The organism is Pseudoalteromonas sp. APC 3893, assembly GCF_030408095.1.
Taxonomy (GTDB): domain Bacteria; phylum Pseudomonadota; class Gammaproteobacteria; order Enterobacterales; family Alteromonadaceae; genus Pseudoalteromonas.
Map to the genome: position 1 here is coordinate 816,228 of NZ_JASDCD010000001.1, position 17,071 is coordinate 833,298.

The 17,071-nt window shown below is 40.8% G+C and carries 18 protein-coding genes; 9 read left to right on the forward strand and 9 right to left on the reverse strand.

Features of this window, described 5'->3' with window-relative positions; all coding sequences use genetic code 11:
• Nucleotides 1-17: 17 nt before the first annotated feature.
• The 4 genes from tsaA to QMA12_RS03700 form a co-directional block, all read right to left on the reverse strand.
• Nucleotides 18-722 (reverse strand): tRNA (N6-threonylcarbamoyladenosine(37)-N6)-methyltransferase TrmO, encoded by a 705-nt coding sequence (gene tsaA, locus QMA12_RS03685; protein ID WP_290208459.1) that lies wholly within the window; start codon nt 720-722, stop codon nt 18-20.
• A 95-nt stretch (nt 723-817) separates the two neighbouring features.
• The gene (locus QMA12_RS03690) at nt 818-1,390 is read right to left on the reverse strand and encodes an outer membrane beta-barrel protein (protein ID WP_290208458.1); all 573 of its coding nucleotides are present in this window, start codon (nt 1,388-1,390) and stop codon (nt 818-820) included.
• 237 nt (nt 1,391-1,627) lie between these two features.
• Nucleotides 1,628-2,098 carry an acyl-CoA thioesterase gene (locus tag QMA12_RS03695; RefSeq protein ID WP_290208457.1) on the reverse strand — a complete coding sequence of 157 codons (471 nt, stop codon included), beginning with the start codon at nt 2,096-2,098 and terminating at the stop codon, nt 1,628-1,630.
• A 98-nt stretch (nt 2,099-2,196) separates the two neighbouring features.
• Complete coding sequence (locus QMA12_RS03700; RefSeq protein WP_290208456.1) at nt 2,197-3,843, reverse strand: electron transfer flavoprotein-ubiquinone oxidoreductase; 1,647 nt, start codon at nt 3,841-3,843, stop codon at nt 2,197-2,199.
• 196 nt (nt 3,844-4,039) lie between these two features.
• Between QMA12_RS03700 and QMA12_RS03705 the strand changes: the two genes are divergently transcribed.
• Nucleotides 4,040-4,789 carry an electron transfer flavoprotein subunit beta/FixA family protein gene (locus QMA12_RS03705; protein ID WP_087532167.1) on the forward strand — a complete coding sequence of 250 codons (750 nt, stop codon included), beginning with the start codon at nt 4,040-4,042 and terminating at the stop codon, nt 4,787-4,789.
• Nucleotide 4,790: 1 nt separating this feature from the next.
• A complete protein-coding gene (locus QMA12_RS03710; protein ID WP_290208455.1) occupies nt 4,791-5,717 on the forward strand; it encodes an FAD-binding protein in 927 nt (308 codons plus the stop codon).
• 134 nt (nt 5,718-5,851) lie between these two features.
• Here the strand turns inward: QMA12_RS03710 and QMA12_RS03715 are convergent, their stop codons facing one another.
• The 4 genes from QMA12_RS03715 to QMA12_RS03730 are packed head-to-tail and all read right to left on the reverse strand — an operon-like array spanning nt 5,852 to nt 9,363.
• Nucleotides 5,852-6,856: a BtrH N-terminal domain-containing protein gene (locus QMA12_RS03715; RefSeq protein ID WP_290208454.1), complete on the reverse strand. Its 1,005-nt coding sequence runs from the start codon at nt 6,854-6,856 to the stop codon at nt 5,852-5,854.
• 8 nt (nt 6,857-6,864) lie between these two features.
• On the reverse strand, nt 6,865-7,266 hold the full coding sequence (locus QMA12_RS03720) for a hypothetical protein (RefSeq protein WP_290208453.1): 402 nt from the start codon (nt 7,264-7,266) through the stop codon (nt 6,865-6,867).
• A 12-nt stretch (nt 7,267-7,278) separates the two neighbouring features.
• The gene (locus QMA12_RS03725; protein WP_290208452.1) at nt 7,279-8,433 is read right to left on the reverse strand and encodes a beta-ketoacyl-ACP synthase III; all 1,155 of its coding nucleotides are present in this window, start codon (nt 8,431-8,433) and stop codon (nt 7,279-7,281) included.
• Nucleotides 8,434-8,442: 9 nt separating this feature from the next.
• Nucleotides 8,443-9,363, reverse strand: a complete 921-nt coding sequence (locus QMA12_RS03730; protein ID WP_290208451.1) for a dialkylrecorsinol condensing enzyme — start codon at nt 9,361-9,363, stop codon at nt 8,443-8,445.
• An 83-nt stretch (nt 9,364-9,446) separates the two neighbouring features.
• On the opposite strand from QMA12_RS03730, the gene QMA12_RS03735 reads away from it, so the two are divergent.
• Nucleotides 9,447-9,887, forward strand: coding sequence for a DUF2141 domain-containing protein (locus QMA12_RS03735; protein ID WP_290208450.1), 441 nt, complete (start codon nt 9,447-9,449; stop codon nt 9,885-9,887).
• 54 nt (nt 9,888-9,941) lie between these two features.
• Here QMA12_RS03735 and QMA12_RS03740 read toward each other — a convergent pair whose 3' ends face one another.
• Nucleotides 9,942-10,760 (reverse strand): HEAT repeat domain-containing protein, encoded by an 819-nt coding sequence (locus QMA12_RS03740; RefSeq protein WP_087532160.1) that lies wholly within the window; start codon nt 10,758-10,760, stop codon nt 9,942-9,944.
• Nucleotides 10,761-11,000: 240 nt separating this feature from the next.
• Here QMA12_RS03740 and QMA12_RS03745 point away from each other — a divergent pair, with 240 nt between their 5' ends.
• The 6 genes from QMA12_RS03745 to QMA12_RS03770 are packed head-to-tail and all read left to right on the forward strand — an operon-like array spanning nt 11,001 to nt 17,031.
• Nucleotides 11,001-13,034 carry an NADPH-dependent 2,4-dienoyl-CoA reductase gene (locus QMA12_RS03745; protein ID WP_290208449.1) on the forward strand — a complete coding sequence of 678 codons (2,034 nt, stop codon included), beginning with the start codon at nt 11,001-11,003 and terminating at the stop codon, nt 13,032-13,034.
• A gap of 43 nt (nt 13,035-13,077) precedes the next feature.
• Nucleotides 13,078-14,001, forward strand: coding sequence for an ABC transporter ATP-binding protein (locus QMA12_RS03750; RefSeq protein ID WP_290208447.1), 924 nt, complete (start codon nt 13,078-13,080; stop codon nt 13,999-14,001).
• A complete protein-coding gene (locus QMA12_RS03755) occupies nt 13,995-15,158 on the forward strand; it encodes an ABC transporter permease (RefSeq protein WP_290208446.1) in 1,164 nt (387 codons plus the stop codon). Before QMA12_RS03750 ends, QMA12_RS03755 begins: the two co-directional genes overlap by 7 nt.
• Nucleotides 15,149-15,421 (forward strand): acyl carrier protein, encoded by a 273-nt coding sequence (locus tag QMA12_RS03760; protein ID WP_087532156.1) that lies wholly within the window; start codon nt 15,149-15,151, stop codon nt 15,419-15,421. The genes QMA12_RS03755 and QMA12_RS03760 overlap by 10 nt, the downstream gene beginning before the upstream one ends.
• A complete protein-coding gene (locus QMA12_RS03765) occupies nt 15,421-16,506 on the forward strand; it encodes a beta-ketoacyl synthase N-terminal-like domain-containing protein (RefSeq protein WP_290208445.1) in 1,086 nt (361 codons plus the stop codon). The genes QMA12_RS03760 and QMA12_RS03765 overlap by 1 nt, the downstream gene beginning before the upstream one ends.
• Nucleotides 16,507-17,031 carry a hypothetical protein gene (locus QMA12_RS03770; protein WP_087532154.1) on the forward strand — a complete coding sequence of 175 codons (525 nt, stop codon included), beginning with the start codon at nt 16,507-16,509 and terminating at the stop codon, nt 17,029-17,031.
• The last annotated feature ends 40 nt before the right edge of the window (nt 17,032-17,071 follow it).

Below are 17,071 nucleotides of genomic sequence, written 5' to 3' on the forward strand. Positions count from 1 at the left end.
GCGCTAAGTGACATTTTCTATATTTTTTCTATATGACTGACATAGTTATGTTCGCCATTAACTTGCCAGCGAATGTTAAATTCATATAAGGTCATGCCATAATTTTGCTCGCCATCTTTTTGTTTTTTATACGCGGGACGAGGGTCTTGCTTAAGCACATTTTCGATAAACTCTTTAAGCTCGGGATATTGCTTTTGCTGAGCAATAAATTGAGTAGCAGATTCACTAAAATCGACACTCATTTGTGTTTCTGGCCTTACATCAGCAAACCCTGCACTTGCATCGGTCATTGCATCAGAGTAAGGCAAATAAGGTTTGATGTCTAAAATTGGCGTGCCATCGAGCAAATCGATACCAGAGAGTAGCAGGCTGAGCTGACCATTTACATATTCGATACCTTCAAGCTTAACAGCGCTCATACCGATAGCGTTTGGCCGAAATGTTGCACGAGTGGCAAATACGCCTTTGCGGTCATTTCCTCCTAAACGCGGCGGCCTTACCATAGCAGAGTAGCCTTTATCAGCCGTTTCATGAAAACGAAAAAGCAGCCAAATATGAGAGAAGTCATCCAAACCTCTGACAAATTCTTCCCGATTGAAATCAGCACAAAATACAAGTTTTGCCTTTGCTTGTGGTACTAATCTAGGTTGGCGGGGGATTGCAAACTTTTGCTTATATGGAGAGTGAATATGGCCTACGGCCGTTAACTGATAGTCGCTCATAAAACCAATTTTTTGTTTATTTTGCGTTATTCTAACCGTAAAAGACAGAAAAAGGCAGCTGATGCTGCCTTTTAATATTAAACCGAGTGGTCTAATTAAAACATATACTGAACTGAGACAGAAGCGACATCCATATCTGGATCAATATCGTCTTCTAATTTATAACGCTCATACTCTAAACGCATTTGTATATTTTGCGTAAACGCATACTCAATACCTGCACCATAGAATACATCGCCACCATCTTGATCAACCGACACACTTCCAATTGCAGGAATGTCCTGAGTTACTTCAGCATCCCATTCAAGCCAACCACCTTTTGCGTAAATGGAAAAGCTTTCTGTAAGTGGGGCTGCCAAGCGTGCTGCAAGCGACACACCATCAACCTCAGCATAACTATCGATATCACTTACTTCATCAAAATTCTGATAAGCAAGTTCTACACTCACGTATTTATTAAATTGAGTACCCACGTAACCTTTTAGCATTTGTGAGTCGTCATCAAAGTCTGTATCGTTTTCTGAGTCTTCAAACTCAAAAGAATATTGTCCATAGCCGATACCAGTATAAATGCTCGGCATATCCATATCAGTTACTTCTGCGTGAGCCGCGTTGTTAAAACCAAATAGGGCAAGTGCAACAGCAGAAATTGAAAGTGATTTAATCATTTAATAGCTCCTTTACAAAATAAAAAATAAATAACTTTTCGTTATTCGTCGTTTAGTCATTTGTTTAGGAGCATCTATTGTGCCAACAACAGGGAGCTTAAAAAATTTCCTAATTGTATGTTTTTATATGGTTTTTTTCGGTGTTCGCTGTTATTTTGAACGCGCGTTCAGTTTCATCGATGCAGCTTTTTCAAAGGGCTTTGTAAGTTTTACTTGCTCAATTAATACTATAACGCTTTAAGGTGCTGATTTATGCAATAGCGTTTCTGTTTCAATCGCAATTTCTTTCATTTTTATTGCATAGTTTTCCAGCTGCTTGTCGTCTTTTGTTACAGCAGTAAAAGGTGGAACAGCTACTGAGTAGCCGGTTTCATCCATTGCAATGAAGCTAATAATACAATGATTTGTTTCAACTAAATTTTGAGTTTTAGGATCGCCACAACGCACTTGTATAAAAATTTGCATACTTGTTTTGCCAGTGTGCGCTATTTTAGCTTCAACTTCGACTATTTGACCCACAAGGATAGGGCGTCTAAATTTAACTCCAGCGACAGATACTGTGACGCAGTAATGCCCGCTCCAACCCGCGGCACAGGCATAACCTGCTTGGTCAATCCACTTCATGACAACACCGCCATGGACTTTCCCTCCAAAGTTAACATCGGTTGGCTCTGCTAAAAAACGAAATACGACACTTGATGACGGCATACTCTAACTCTCTTATTATTTCTCGACATTATTGAGCATAGCGCAAAAAAGGGGCCGAAGCCCCTGCAATTTAGGATTAGTTTATAAATTAGAGGTATTTACATATTAGGGTAGTTGGGGCCTCCAGCACCTTCAGGGGTGATCCAGGTTATGTTTTGGCTTGGATCTTTAATATCACAGGTTTTACAATGCACACAGTTTTGAGCATTAATAACAAACTCATCTTTGCCTTCAATTTCTTGTACTTCATAAACACCTGCAGGGCAGTAGCGCTGTGCCGGTTCATCAAATTTAACTAAATTAACATCAATTGGAATAGCCGTGTTTTTTAACTGTAAATGGCACGGTTGCGATTCTTCATGATTGGTATTTGATAAAAACACCGAGGAGAGTTTATCAAAGCTAATCTGACCATCTGGTTTTGGGTAATTAATTTTATCCACTGTATGTTGGTCAACTAATGTTGCATGATCAGGTGTATGGTCCTTGAAATTAAAAGGTAGGCCTCCTGCAAAAATATTTTGGTCAAGGGTATTGTAAGCCCCGCCAATAAATTTCCCCAATTTATGCATAACTGGGCCGAAGTTACGCGATTGATGTAATTCTTTATAGGCCCAGCTGTGTTTAAAAGCCTCTGAATACTGTTTCAAGTCACTGTGTTGTAAGCCGCTCTCAATGGCTGAAAAGATGACCTCAGCGGCAATCATGCCAGACTTCATTGCTGTATGATTACCTTTAATTTTGGCAAAGTTAAGTGTACCGGCATCACAGCCTACTAATAAACCACCCGGAAAGTGCATTTTGGGTAATGAGTGTAGTCCACCTTTGGCAATTGCCCGAGCACCATAAGCAATACGTTCACCCCCTTGGAGAACTTCTTTAAAGACTGGGTGATGTTTCATCCGTTGAAACTCATCAAATGGGCTTAAATGTGGATTTGAATAATTTAAATCAACAATTAAACCTACGACAACTTGGTTATTTTCACTGTGGTACATGAATGCACCGCCATTAGTATCACTTGCTAATGGCCAGCCAGTACCGTGTACAACAGTCCCTTCTTTATGTTTAGATGAGTCTATTTGCCAAATTTCTTTGAACCCTAACCCATAATGTTGTGGTGAAGCATCTTTATCGAGTGCAAAACGATTTATTAGTTGTTTACCTAAGTGCCCACGGCAACCTTCTGCGAATACAGTGTACTTGGCACGCAGTTCCATACCAGGCATATAGCCATCTTTTTCGTTGCCGTCTTTATCAACACCCATATCGCCAGTGATAATGCCTTTTACTGTATCATCTTCAATTATTAACGAGTGAGCACTAAAACCAGGGAAGATCTCGACGCCTAAACTTTCTGCTTGCTCAGCCAACCAACGGCACACATTGCCCATAGAGACAATATAATTACCTTCATTATGGAATGTTTTGGGAGTGGCAAAATGAGGAATAGAGGTTGCTTTATTTTCATTATTGAACCAATAAATCTCATCAGAAGTTACTTTTGTACTCACTGGTGCCCCTAATTCCTGCCAGTTCGGTAATAACTCATCTAAAGCGGTGGTTTCAAAAATAGCTCCCGAAAGTACATGGGCGCCGACCTCTGAGCCTTTTTCAACAACACAGATCATGCACTCTTGTTCTTTTTGTTGTGCTTGTTGCGCTAATTTAATCGCCGTTGATAGCCCCGCAGGGCCTGCTCCCACGATAACTACATCAAATTCCATGGTTTCGCGTTCGACCATAATAACCTCTTGTGTGTGACGGACCTGCACCTTAAAACAAGGAAATTTCATACTTGCAAATGAAACGTTACAGGCTTTGGATAGTTTAAGGTTATTTTAGGTTGACGTTTACGTCAACAGGAAGTAGTCTGAAATCATAAAATAAATAGGTTGACGTAAACGTTAGCTTGTAGGTTTAAATAATCAGGGAGTTCCTATGAAAGTTCTCGTTCCAATAAAAAGAGTCATCGACTATAACGTTAAAGCTCGCGTTAAATCCGATAATAGCGACGTTGATCTTACTAATGTAAAAATGGCGATGAATCCATTTTGTGAAATTGCTATTGAAGAAGCTATTCGTTTAAAAGAAGCAGGCACTGCAACCGAAGTTGTCGCTGTGACTATCGGCACAAAAGCCTCTCAAGAACAGCTTCGTACAGCGCTTGCACTCGGAGCAGATAAAGCCATTCATATTGAAACAGATGAGAAACTAGAATCACTTCATGTTGCTAAATTACTGGCTAAAATAGTTGAGCAAGAATTACCTGAGTTGGTTATTTTAGGTAAACAGTCAATCGATTCAGATAATAACCAAACAGGTCAAATGCTCGCTGCGCTAACAAATCGTGGGCAAGGTACGTTTGCATCTAAGGTTGATATCGAAAATGCAACGGTCAAAGTGACCCGTGAAGTGGATGGTGGCTTACAAACGGTAGAATTAAAACTACCCGCAATAGTCACAACTGATTTACGCTTGAACGAACCTCGTTATGCGTCATTACCTAATATTATGAAAGCCAAACGTAAGCCGCTTGAGGTAATTGCTGCCGATAGCCTAGGTGTTGATTTAGCGCCACGAACGCAATTGGTTTCAGTCTCAGAGCCAGCAAAACGCAGTGGTGGTATTATTGTTGATGATGTTGCCCAATTAGTTGAAAAACTAAAAACAGAAGCGAAGGTGATTTAACATGAAAACATTAGTAATAGCCGATCATGATAATGGTATTTTAAAACCAGAAACTTCTAAAACAATTAATGCGGCAGTGAAGTTAGGCAATTCAATCGATGTGCTAGTTGTTGGTGAAAATATCAATGAAATGGCTACTCAAGTTGCGTCAATCGATGGTGTAAGCAAGGTACTAGTAGCTGATCATTCAGTTTATGCCCATCAATTAGCAGAAAATACCGCCGAGCTGGTTATATCACTTGCGGAAGCTTATTCGCACATCGTTGCAAGTGCAACAACCACGGGTAAAAACTTTATGCCCCGGGTTGCAGCTTTATTAGATGTTGCTCAAATTTCAGAAATTATCGATGTCGTGGATGCAGACACGTTTAAGCGTCCGATTTATGCAGGCAATGCAATCGCAACAGTAAAATCACTTGATAGTAAAAAAGTAATCACAGTGCGAGCAAGTAGCTTTGATTTACAAACAGAACAAGCTGCTGTAACAGTTTCAACTATAGATAGCGCTATTGATAATCAATCAAGTAGCTTTGTAAGTGTTGAACAAACTGAGTCTGAACGTCCAGAGTTAACAGCCGCAGAGGTGGTTATTTCTGGCGGCCGTGGTATGCAAAATGGTGAAAACTTTGCGCTCCTAAATGGCATTGCCGATAAGCTAGGTGCCGCAATTGGTGCATCACGTGCTGCTGTTGATGCCGGTTTTGTACCGAACGACATGCAAGTAGGGCAAACGGGTAAAATTGTCGCACCTAACTTGTATATAGCAGTTGGTATAAGTGGTGCGATCCAGCATCTAGCTGGTATGAAAGACTCCAAAGTCATTGTCGCAATAAATAAAGATCCAGATGCGCCAATTTTTCAAGTTGCTGATTATGGTCTAGTGGCTGATTTATTCGAGGTATTACCGCAACTTGAAACCGCCCTATAAATCTATTCTGGTTGTTAAAAGCTGTTGCACTTGTTAAGTGCACAGCTTTTTTTCAAGTCAAATTACTTTAACTCTCTATAGAACGGGTAATACCTAGCTAAAAATTCATAATTATAGCTAGATAAGTGGTCTCGTTAGAGAAGGGCATTTTGTAATAATTTACTTAACTTTGCTTCTTGCTCAGCAACTTGCTCTAATTTCGCTGCTATATCATGCAGGGTGACGTCGCTGCGTTTTTTACAGTATTTGACTGCTAACATGGCAAACTCGCGCCATAAATCACCTACCTGTGTTGTATGCTCTGCACATTCTTTTAATGCTGGAGTGTTTGTCAGCTCGCTGGCTTGTGTTAAAAAGCTGGCGTACATAAATCTAAAGCCAGCGCCACCGGTGCCAATTTCCTCTTGCATTCGTACGATGTGCGCTAAATATAAACGTGTGTATTTTGCTGGCTTTTTATCAAGTTGACGTATTTGTTTTGCCATGTGGCGAATGCCTTTCAGGCCAAAGTAAGGTAACACTAGACCATTCATCATCTTAGCGGTTTTTTTGATTGCAGGCTTTATTGCTGGGGCTAAGTCACATTGACTTGGCGCTGAACGAATCACATACATTAAGCCTTTTGCAGCCAATGCACCTTTGGCAAAGCGGGCATTTTTTAAATCATCGTATGCGCACGTCACAGGGTGTTCAAAAACCGGATCGCTGATCAAGTAATCACCTTGCTCAGTTTTACCATATACCACCAAATTATGGGCATTAAAGTGAAAACGCATATCCTCAGGGAAGTAGGGTAGCCAATAAACTGAGCTTTGTAGGCCCACTAAATTGCCTTTTCCAAGCTCGTCATCTAGTGCTTGCATACCGGCTTCTGGACTTGAAAACTTGCGGCTTTCTAGTTCTATATTTAACTTTTTACAGACTTTTTTGATTATGGTTTTTGGTGGCATGCGGTAGGCGATTAATGGCATACCACTAATTTTAACAAAAGGTAAATAAGCAAAAGTAAGCGCCGATGCAAGCCCAAATGCCATTGGCTCGCTCATGTCTATCCCTTTGCTTTGCAATAGCGTAGCCACTACGCCAGTTTCACAATGCGAAGATTGCTGGTGGTTTATTGGTAAAATAATATCAGGCATGAAAGTATCTATTGTGAGGGCAAAGTCAGCAATGCTTCGCGGCTAATTTTTAAGGTGTCGCAGTAGCGATTAAGTTTTTTATCAGACAGTTTTGCAAACACCGCAGGGCGTAAATGACGTTTAATTTGCCATTGAAAAAAACCACTGGCGCCAGCGAGTGTGGGAATATCGAAGCGCCTAGCTAGCATATGATAAGCTAATGGCGACACTTCACCACGATGCGCTTGTGCTAGAGCTTCGTTGGTTTGCTCGTTTAAATCGTCAACAGCCATTTGGGTGGCAAAACTTTCCACTTCCCAACCTGATGATTTTACGCCTTCATAATGGCCGCTCTCATCCACGGCGTAAACAAGTTTATTTTGGCCTTGATATGTTTTACTGTTGTCTTGGGGCACATCGTGTTTTTTCACAGGCGACTCACATTATTTGTTAATAACGGTTAACTGCATAAAAGCACTAGAAAAACGGCCGCTTTCAGGTACATAACACAATAGTGTTTGTCCATCAGTTAATTGACCTGATTTAAACAGTTCATCAAGCATAATAAAGATCGACGCAGAGCCAGTATTGCCTTTTTGCGTTAAATTTGTGAACCATTTGTCGTACGGAATTTGGAAGTCTATATTGCAAAGCCCATCGAATAAACGCTCACGAAAATAACCCGAAGAATAATGCGGCAGGAAAAAGTCATAATCACAGGCTTTAATGCCTCGCTTTTGAACTATTTTGCTCAGCGCGTCTTCTACGGTGTATTTTACAATATTTTCATTTAACAGTTTTACGTCTTGTTTTACTGATAAAATAGAGTGTTGTTCACGCTCTTGTGAATCAAAACGTGTCCAGCTTTTAAGCTCACCGTCAATTTTTTCAGCGCCGGCATACATACAGGCTTCAAGTTGATCAGCATACGAAGTGACATCAATCCAGTCGATACGCAAAGATAAGCCGTGTTCGTTGGCTTTGTTACTTAATAATGCAGCACCGGCACCGTCTGAAAGCATCCAACGTAAAAAATCTTTTTCAAAGGCGATTTCAGGCTTTTGGTTTAGCATTGCAACTTTATGTTCGCTCTCAGCGTTAAAATTACGCGAATGCATGACATTTGAGGCAAGCTCACTGGCTACCACTGCGCTGTGCTGGCTTTCACCTGCTTTTACATTTAAGTATGCGTATTTAAGTGCGGTGATCCCGCATAAACAAATACCAGCGGTTGAGACCACCTCAAGACTCGGATTTTTAAGCTCGCCATGAACCATCACACCGTGATTAGGCATAATTTGATCGGCCATTGAGGTACTGGCAACTAAGCAATCGAGCTGTTCAAGTTGTGTGCCTTGCTGATTAAACAAACCACGAACTGCATCCGCAGCCAATGACGCATTGGTGTAATTGTATTCACCGGTTTGTGGATCAATGGCGTAGTATCTGGTTTTTATTTGGTTGCTTCGTAATATAACGGGTTTTGCGCGGGACCGTTGTCCGCCAACCTCACCTAAAACGACTTCCATTTCTTTATTGCTTACAGGACTATTGGGTAAGACAGCGTGTAAGTTATTTATATATACAGCATTTTCCATAACGGACGGTTACTCTCCAGATGGCTCAGCAAAATAGGCTTTTTGCTTGGCTATTCTTTTTCTAGTTAAGGGGGCAATTAATTTTTTTATTATTGCTGTTATTGGCACAACAGTAATGATTAAGGTCAGCAAAAATAACACATAGATCAATAGCCCACAACTTCGACGAGTTGAATGCATAGGGCCTAGTGTAGTTAAAATTTTACTCCATATCCTAAAGCTATGTTGGCCAACGCGCTCACTGGCGATAAATTTTTCGTTCACCTTGACTGCGCCAAGCCCTTTAAGTACGGGTTGATCTAATATTTGCTTAGGCTCTAAGGCTAATAAGACTTTTTTGATAGCAACGCCAAAACGACTTGCTGCGGTTATTTCGTGCTCTGCTACACCCGCCGCTGGCACCCAAGATACTGATTTCTTTTTCCCTGAAAACATCCAAAGAGGGGTTGCTAAAAAGCTAAAACCAGTGCCGCATTCATCGCTCAGTACCACATTATCAATGAGCTTAGCGTTTACATTACTCAGTAGTTGTTTCATTTTCTCTTGCGCGCTTAGCCACATACCGCGACAACCAATTACGGTAATAACAGGTTTATTGTTGAGCAGCTTAATCGCTTGTTCAGACTGCATAAACGAAGATATAGGTAACGAAGGCGATAAAAACCATACTTGGTAAGTTAAAATTACCAAATCGTAGTCATCATGCTCAGGCTCTATGAGCTCCATTGGTTGTGGAGTCATTTTTACGCATTCAGGAAAAATATGAAAAAAGGTTAAAAACGGCCAAGGGAAAGGAAAAGGCTGACTCGGTTTTAAATTAAGGTAGTCGACAACTATATCGTCACCAGCTTTAATCGGTGCGACTATAGAGTCTGCTATTTGAGTGAGTTGACCCGTTTGCGAATAGTGAATAACGAGGACTTTACGCATCCTTTAACCTTTTGTAACTTCCTAAAAGTCCGCTATTATACCTAGATATAGGTACTCAAGCCATAGAAAGGAGCGTATAGGGCATGAAAAAATTCATTGGATTATTAGTCTTATGCTTAATGATGAGCCAAAGTGTCGCGGGGGAGCTGCACACACTTAAGCTATCGTTAGCAAAATTTAAACAGGTCACTGGCACGGTGCATTATCAAATTCTTGATTGCAGCAATGTGGCCTCGAGTTGGGAAAAGTTACCTAATTTACTCACCCAACAAGTAGCCGTTTCAGCCAGCTCACTTGAGCAGTCAACTTCACTGCAAGCAGGTAGCTATTGTGTACGCTTTTTTCAGGATTTAAATGGCAATGGTGAGCTAGATTTAGCTGCCAGCTCGATACCCAAAGAGCCAGTTGGTTTTTCAAATAACCCTAATTTGATGTTTGGCCAGCCATCCCCAGAAGATACTGTCTTTGAACTTAACCAAGATAGCGATATTCGCATCAAGGTTAATAATAAAAAACGCCGCTAAAATGCGGCGTTGTTATTAAGGTTTGTTGAGCTTATAACGTCTACAGACCCTGTATTATTGTAGTTGTTTTTCGACTTTGACTAGGTCAACCGTACCTGCCTGATAGTAGGGGCCTTTGCCTTCTATTTCGTCAGGACAATGCTTGCGCACTGCGCGAATAGGGCTATTTTCTTCGGCATCTTCAATTAAGGCTTTATAGCGACCGTTTTTATCTGTTGCTAAGCCTTTACATACCCATGCGAGTGTATCGTATTGATGTTGTTGCCCCGTTTTGTAGTTTTGGGCAAAATATTCAGCCAGGGTGTCGCCAACTTGTTGCGAAGGAATACCACTTGTGGTGTATTTTTGCGCGAGCATTTTGATTTCAATTAAATTTCCTGAAGCAATATCAAACATTGCTTTATCATCACCAGTTAATGATGAACCGTTTGTAGCAGGCGCTTTTTGAATGCTCTTTAAATCAATACTACCAACAACGTATTGGCTCGCATCAGTAGAGGGTAAGCTTTTTAGTGAGCGTTTCGCGTATTTACGAACTTTTTTATGAGCATCACTGTTTACAATGCTAGTGAGTAACTCTCGGTAACGTGGGTTACCTGTTTCACCTAGTGCGCGACACGCCCATGCAATGGTATCGAGTTGATAATCCGGTGCATGTAAATAGTTTTGTGCGACAAATTCGGCTAGTACATCTAACACTTGAGCATTGTTGGTATTATTAGCGACTATTGATTGTGCGGCTTTTTTTACTTCGGTTAAATCACCAGAAACTAAACGATCATAATCGCGCTGCTCTATTGTTGTAAGGGCAAATGCTGAGCTTGATAAGGTTGCTAATGTTAAGCCAACCAATAAAGGCTTGAATGAAAACATAACCATTCCTTGTTGGTAGAATAAAATAAAATTAATAAAAACAGAGGGTACAAACGTTTTTATCCGTTAATTGAGTTTTATCATAATGCCGGTTTAGCTATTCAACAAGCCCTTATTTTTAATTTTGCCTATAAAATGCACTGTTTAATATGCTGAGAAGAAAATTAGTGGGTAATTTTTGCAGTCATTATTAAAGCTTGCTACTCTAGCGCGGTTTTGTACCACAGTTGTGTAGTTTGTATGTCATTCAGTCGATTATTTACCCCTTATAATTTAGCTTTTACTACGCTGAAAAACCGCGTGGTAATGGGGTCTATGCATACAAATTTAGAAGAGCTACCAGATGGCTTCACTCGCCTTGCTGCTTTTTACGGTGAACGTGCCCAGGGTGGGGTCGGTTTAATAATCACAGGGGGGATTTCACCGAATCCCGAAGGCATACTGGCACCGAATAGAAGTGTACTTGATTGCCAAACTGGGGTCGCACAGCATAAGCTCATAACAGATGCCGTAAAACAACACGGTACTAAAATATGCATGCAAATACTCCACGCCGGTCGTTATGGCTATCAGCCTCAGCAAGTTGCGCCTTCGGCCATTCAGGCACCGATCAGTCCTTACACGCCAAAAGAATTAACCACCGCTGAAATAGAAAAACAAATTAATGATTTTGCGCAATGTGCAAAACTCGCTAAACAAGCAGGCTATGATGGCGTTGAGATCATGGGCTCAGAAGGTTATTTAATTAACCAGTTTATTGTTAAAGCGACCAATAAGCGTATTGATGAGTGGGGCGGGTGTTATGAAAATCGTATCCGTTTTGCGATTGAAATTGTAAAACAGGTTCGCCAAGCCGTAGGCCCTGAATTTTTATTAGTATTTAGGTTGTCATTACTGGATTTAGTTGCAGATGGCAGCACTTTTGCTGAGGTATTACAGCTTGCACATGCGCTTGAAGATGCAGGAGTCGATATGCTCAACTCAGGCATAGGCTGGCATGAGTCACGCGTGCCGACCATTGTAACCAGTGTTCCTAGGGCGCTATTTACGTCATTGAGCCAACGTTTAAAGGCGGCGGTTTCGGTGCCGGTGATCACCAGTAATCGTATCAATACCCCGGAAGTCGCAGAGCAATTATTAGCGAACGAACACGCTGACTTTATTTCCATGGCGCGACCATTTTTAGCTGATAGCCAATTTGTTGCCAAAGCACATAACAACCAAAGTGCACAGATCAATACGTGTATAGCGTGTAATCAAGCTTGCCTCGATAATATTTTTGTTAATTTACCCGCTTCATGCATTGTTAATCCTCGCGCATGTAATGAAACCTTAATGCCGACAGTTAAAGCTACACAAAGTAAACAGATAGCTATTATCGGCGGTGGGGCTGCGGGCATGGCCTGCGCAATTTATGCTGCTGAGCGAGGCCATAAAGTGAGCTTGTTTGAACAAAGCAACCAGCTGGGTGGGCAACTTTTATTAGCGGCAAATATTCCGGGTAAAGAAGAGTTTAAAGAAACATTACGGTATTTTAAAAATCGTTTATCGAGCCTTAATGTTAAAGTTTGCATGAATACACAAGCGGATACTGCAACCTTGGCTAAGTATGACCATTGTGTTGTTGCTACTGGGGTAAAGGGCTATACACCTGATATTGTGGGAATTGACGACCCGAAAGTGGTCGGCTATCAAGCAGTGTTAGATGGCAGTGTACCAATTAAAGGCAATGTGGCGATTGTCGGCTCTGGTGGCATAGGCTTTGATGTTGCAAGTTTTATTACTGGGACTCAATCTGGGCACAGTGTGCAACAATCTGCGCAGGATTTTTCGAATCAGTGGGGCATTGATTTAACGGTGAATTCACCGGGTGGTGTAATAAATAAACAACCGAAAGTCGATAGTGCTGATACAGCACCTAAAGTGTACTTATTACAGCGAAAACTACGAAAGCATGGGGCTGACTTGGGAAAAACCACAGGTTGGATCCACCGTGAACATTTAAAACATCAAGGTGTTAAGATGTTAGCTGCGGTAAATTACACTAAAATTGATCAACAAGGGTTACATATCAGCGTACGAAAAAGAGAGCGGATCCTGGCAGTTGACCATGTTGTGATTTGTAGTGGGCAAGAATCCGTATTACCTTGCAATCATCAGCAGCTAGATGAACTCTCTATTCCTGTAAGCTATATTGGTGGTGCATTAAAAGTCGAAAAACTAGATTTACAACGGGCTATTGGTGAGGCGTTTCACCTTGCCCAACGTTTATAATTAAAATAACAACAAGGACAGTAATCATGGCGCAGGATACCTTATGGCAAAAATAGCTCCTATCATGCTCGAGCTACAACAACTTAGCTTTGCTTACAAAAGGGCTGAACGGTTGACGGTTGATGCTGTTTCATTGCAGCTAAAACAAGGTACATGCACCGCTATTTTAGGCCCAAATGGCGCAGGTAAATCGACATTAATTTCGTTAATGACTGGCTTGTTAGCCCCTGATGCTGGACGGATAGAGTATCCGTATTATCAACAGCTAAGCCTAAAACAGGCAATAACAAAAAAAGTGGCTTTAGTACCACAAGATTTTGCCTTTTATGAAGAGCTAACTGTGTATGATAATATTGCTTTTTTTGTTTCAATAAGTGAAAAAAATAGTCGTCTACATGCGCAGTATATTGAATCAGCAATTGCAGCCTGCAATTTACAAGCGGTTTCGAATAAACGTGCAAGTATACTTTCAGGTGGCTATAAACGGCGTTTAAATATCGCGATCGCACTGAGCAAACAACCTGATATTATATTTTTAGATGAGCCGACTGTAGGTATCGATCCGCTCTCTCGTGATGCCATTATTAGTTTGTTGCAGGATTTAAAAAAACAAGGGAAAACCTTGGTTTACACCTCACACTTATTGTATGAAGTGACGCAATTATGTGACGATGTAGTGTTTATAAAAAACGGTAAAATTGTCGCCAACCAAGCTATTAACAGTGCTCAACTCACGCTTAACTTTACTACTAAAAACCGTTTATCTCAGGCGCAGTTAGCGTTATTTACAGAGCAATTAACAGTAATTAGTGAGGCTCACTATCAGTTGACTATTTCAGACACCAAGCTACTTGGCAGTCTTTTTAGCGCTTTAAGTCAGCTCAGTGATGAAATAAAGTCTGTTAATTTTTCTGATAACCAAATTGAGCAGCTTTATCGGGCGTTGTTTTCGGAGCAGGCATGTTAATTCACACACTGAAAAAAGAAGCGCGCTTAATTGCTAATGATTTACACAGTTTAGCTGTATTATTACTTATGCCTATCGTGTTCATGGTGATTATGACCATGGCAAGTAGTCAGTCACAACAAAGTATACAGCAGAACTTGATACTGTCAGTGGCGGGTGAAAATAATAGCCAACACAGCTTGGTTATTACTAAGTTACTGCAAGCACAAGGGTTTACCATTAGCGCTAATAAAAACAGAACCGAGCAAGTCAGTCAGTTGATTATCAACCCGCAGTTTGATCAACAAATCCTTATGCGACAAGGTACAAGCCAGTTACAACTTATTATAAGTGATGATCTTGCCCCACAAACACGTTTATTACTGCGAGAAAAAGTTAAAGCGTGTTTAGCCCAACTGAAACTTTATTTATATATGCTCGAAACCGGTGATTTAGACGCCGATGCCGTTATTGATGAGCAAATAAACGCAGTAATAACAGCATCTGATGTCAATTATTTACTTATTGATACGCCAGCAAAAGCACTACACAACCCAGCATTAAATAGTATTCCTGCATGGTGGGTGTTTGGCGTGTATTTTATTGTGTTACCAGTCTCTTTAACTTTTATAAACGAGCGAAATAATGGCACCTTAGTACGGTTAAAAACCTACCCGATTAGCATGGCGCGTTACTTTTATAATAAAGCATGCGCCTATACACTCGTGAGTTTAGTGCAAACCGTGTTATTAGCGTTAATAGGCTGCGTGGTGATCCCTTATTGTTTAGATTTGCCGCTACTATCACTAAATAGCTTTAGCTTGTCTGTGATTGCGTTAATCACTTTGAGTGTTGCGGCTATTTCATTTGCATTATTTTTAGCCAGTTTAGTATCAAGCTATGAGCAAGCTATTGTTATTGGGGGAGGAGTGAATATCATCCTAGCGGCATTGAGTGGCTTTATGGTGCCGCTTGAGATCATGCCAAGCAATCTTGCCGCTCTGGCAAATGGTTCGCCTATGTATTGGTCAGCACAAATTTTAAGGCTGATTATGGGCGAGACAATGACACACAGTTTTTGGCATTACAGCGTATTACTTTGGGGTTTTTCATTGTCATGCTTTAGTGCCGCTCTATGGATATTTAATAAAAAAATGAGGAATTTGACATGGAATTAGCCGAGCTAAAACTACAATTAAAGCAGCTGATTATAACCGAATGTGACAAAGAGGATGATTTTGCCCCTGAAGATATTATTGACTCAGAGCCTTTATTTGGCAGTAAGTCACGCATAAATTTAGACTCATTAGATGCGTTACAGTTATCTTTAGTACTAAAGCAGCATTTTGGTATTAAAGTTGAGGGCTCGAAAGAAACCCGTAAACATTTGCAGTCTATTGATACTATTGTTGATTTTATTGTTAGTGAGCGCGCTAAATAATGACTTTACGCAGTGTCTATTTAAATGCCAGTGAAGTTATGTGTGCAGCGCTAGGCACTGAAACAAGTAATAGCGTGGTGACTAATGAAAGTGAAATAGTGGCGTTTAAATCATTTAGAGATGAAATAGACAACAGTCCGTTTGGCGACATTTTAGCTTACTTTGATCAATTGCTATTACCGCTGTTTGCAAAACTTTCATTAACTGCTGAAGATCTTAAAACGACATCTTTGTTTTTAGGTTCAACATCATTAGATATCAGTGCAGTTGATATTGGTGCCAGTGGTGAACTTTGGCTCTCTACTACCAACAAAATAAATCGTGCTTTAGTTCAGCGTTATGGCCTCAATGACTTAGAATTTACTTTTAGTACGGCCTGTACCGCTAGCGCTAATGCATGTTTATACGCAACACGCTTAATTGCCCAAGGTAAAATAGACAATGCGTTAGTCATTGGCTGTGAGTTTTATAATCCTTTAACAGTCGAAGGGTTTAAGTCGCTAGATTTGATTAGTCAATCTGGCTTAGCTGCATTTGCTAAAGGCCGCTCAGGTCTGGTGTTAGGAGAAGGCCTTGCTGCATTGTACCTATCTGCAAACGCAGCTGAGCAATGTCAGTTTAAGTTATTAGGTGGTGCTTCCGCGTGTGATACTTACAGCTTAACTATGACGCAAGAAGACGGCAGTCATATTGCGCAAGTGATCACCGATGCGCTTTGCTATGCCGGTATTAGCGCTGGCGAGATTGATGTTGTGAAGGTTCATGGCACAGCAACGCTTGGTAACGATGAAGCAGAGTGCAATGCCTTAACAAGGGTTTTTAACCAGCATCAACCACCTTTAATCGCTTTCAAGCCTTTTACAGGTCATACCTTGGGAGCGTGTGGTGTTATTGAAATAGCCCTGTACCAGCAATGTCAGCAACAACAAAATTACACAGTGGCAAGTTATGCTCATGATAGCAAAGAATTAATGTGGCCGTTTTATTTAAAGCCAGACTTTACACAGGTGAACACTGTACTACTTAATTACTTTGGCTTTGGTGGCAATAACGCAGCGTTAGTGATGCAAAGGCATAAGGCTTAGATGATGAACGTACTTGCAAACTCATTAGTCAGTTTAGATAAATCCCTGGATATAAAAGTACTACGCCAGCAAATAAAGCAAGAGACAGGTTTAACAGTTCGTAGAATGGATGCATTTACGCTGATTGCCTTATTGGCCGTTTTTAGGGCAAAACAGGACGTTGATTTAACCTCGCGGATTGGCTTGTACAGTTGCGCTGATTATTTTTCTAGTGATTTAATGCAATCTATGTTGCTTGATGTGCACAACCGTGAGGCCATTAAGCCGCTTAGCTTTGTTGCGAGTGTGGGCAATGCCGCTAATTACTACCTTGCCAGTGCTTACTCGATTACTGGACCTAATCTATTTATCGGCTCGGATAAGTTAGGCATGAAAAAAAATCAACTGTTAGCTCAGGCTGATATTCAAAGTGGGATCATTGATATTGCTATCTTAGTCGTGTGGCAAGAAGATGACAAAACACGGCAATGTTCAGTTAAAATTATAGAAAACGCGGATTTTTCCAGCGAACGTGATAAAGATTAGTGGGTTTCCCTTGAATCAGAACATGCACAACTGTAGAATC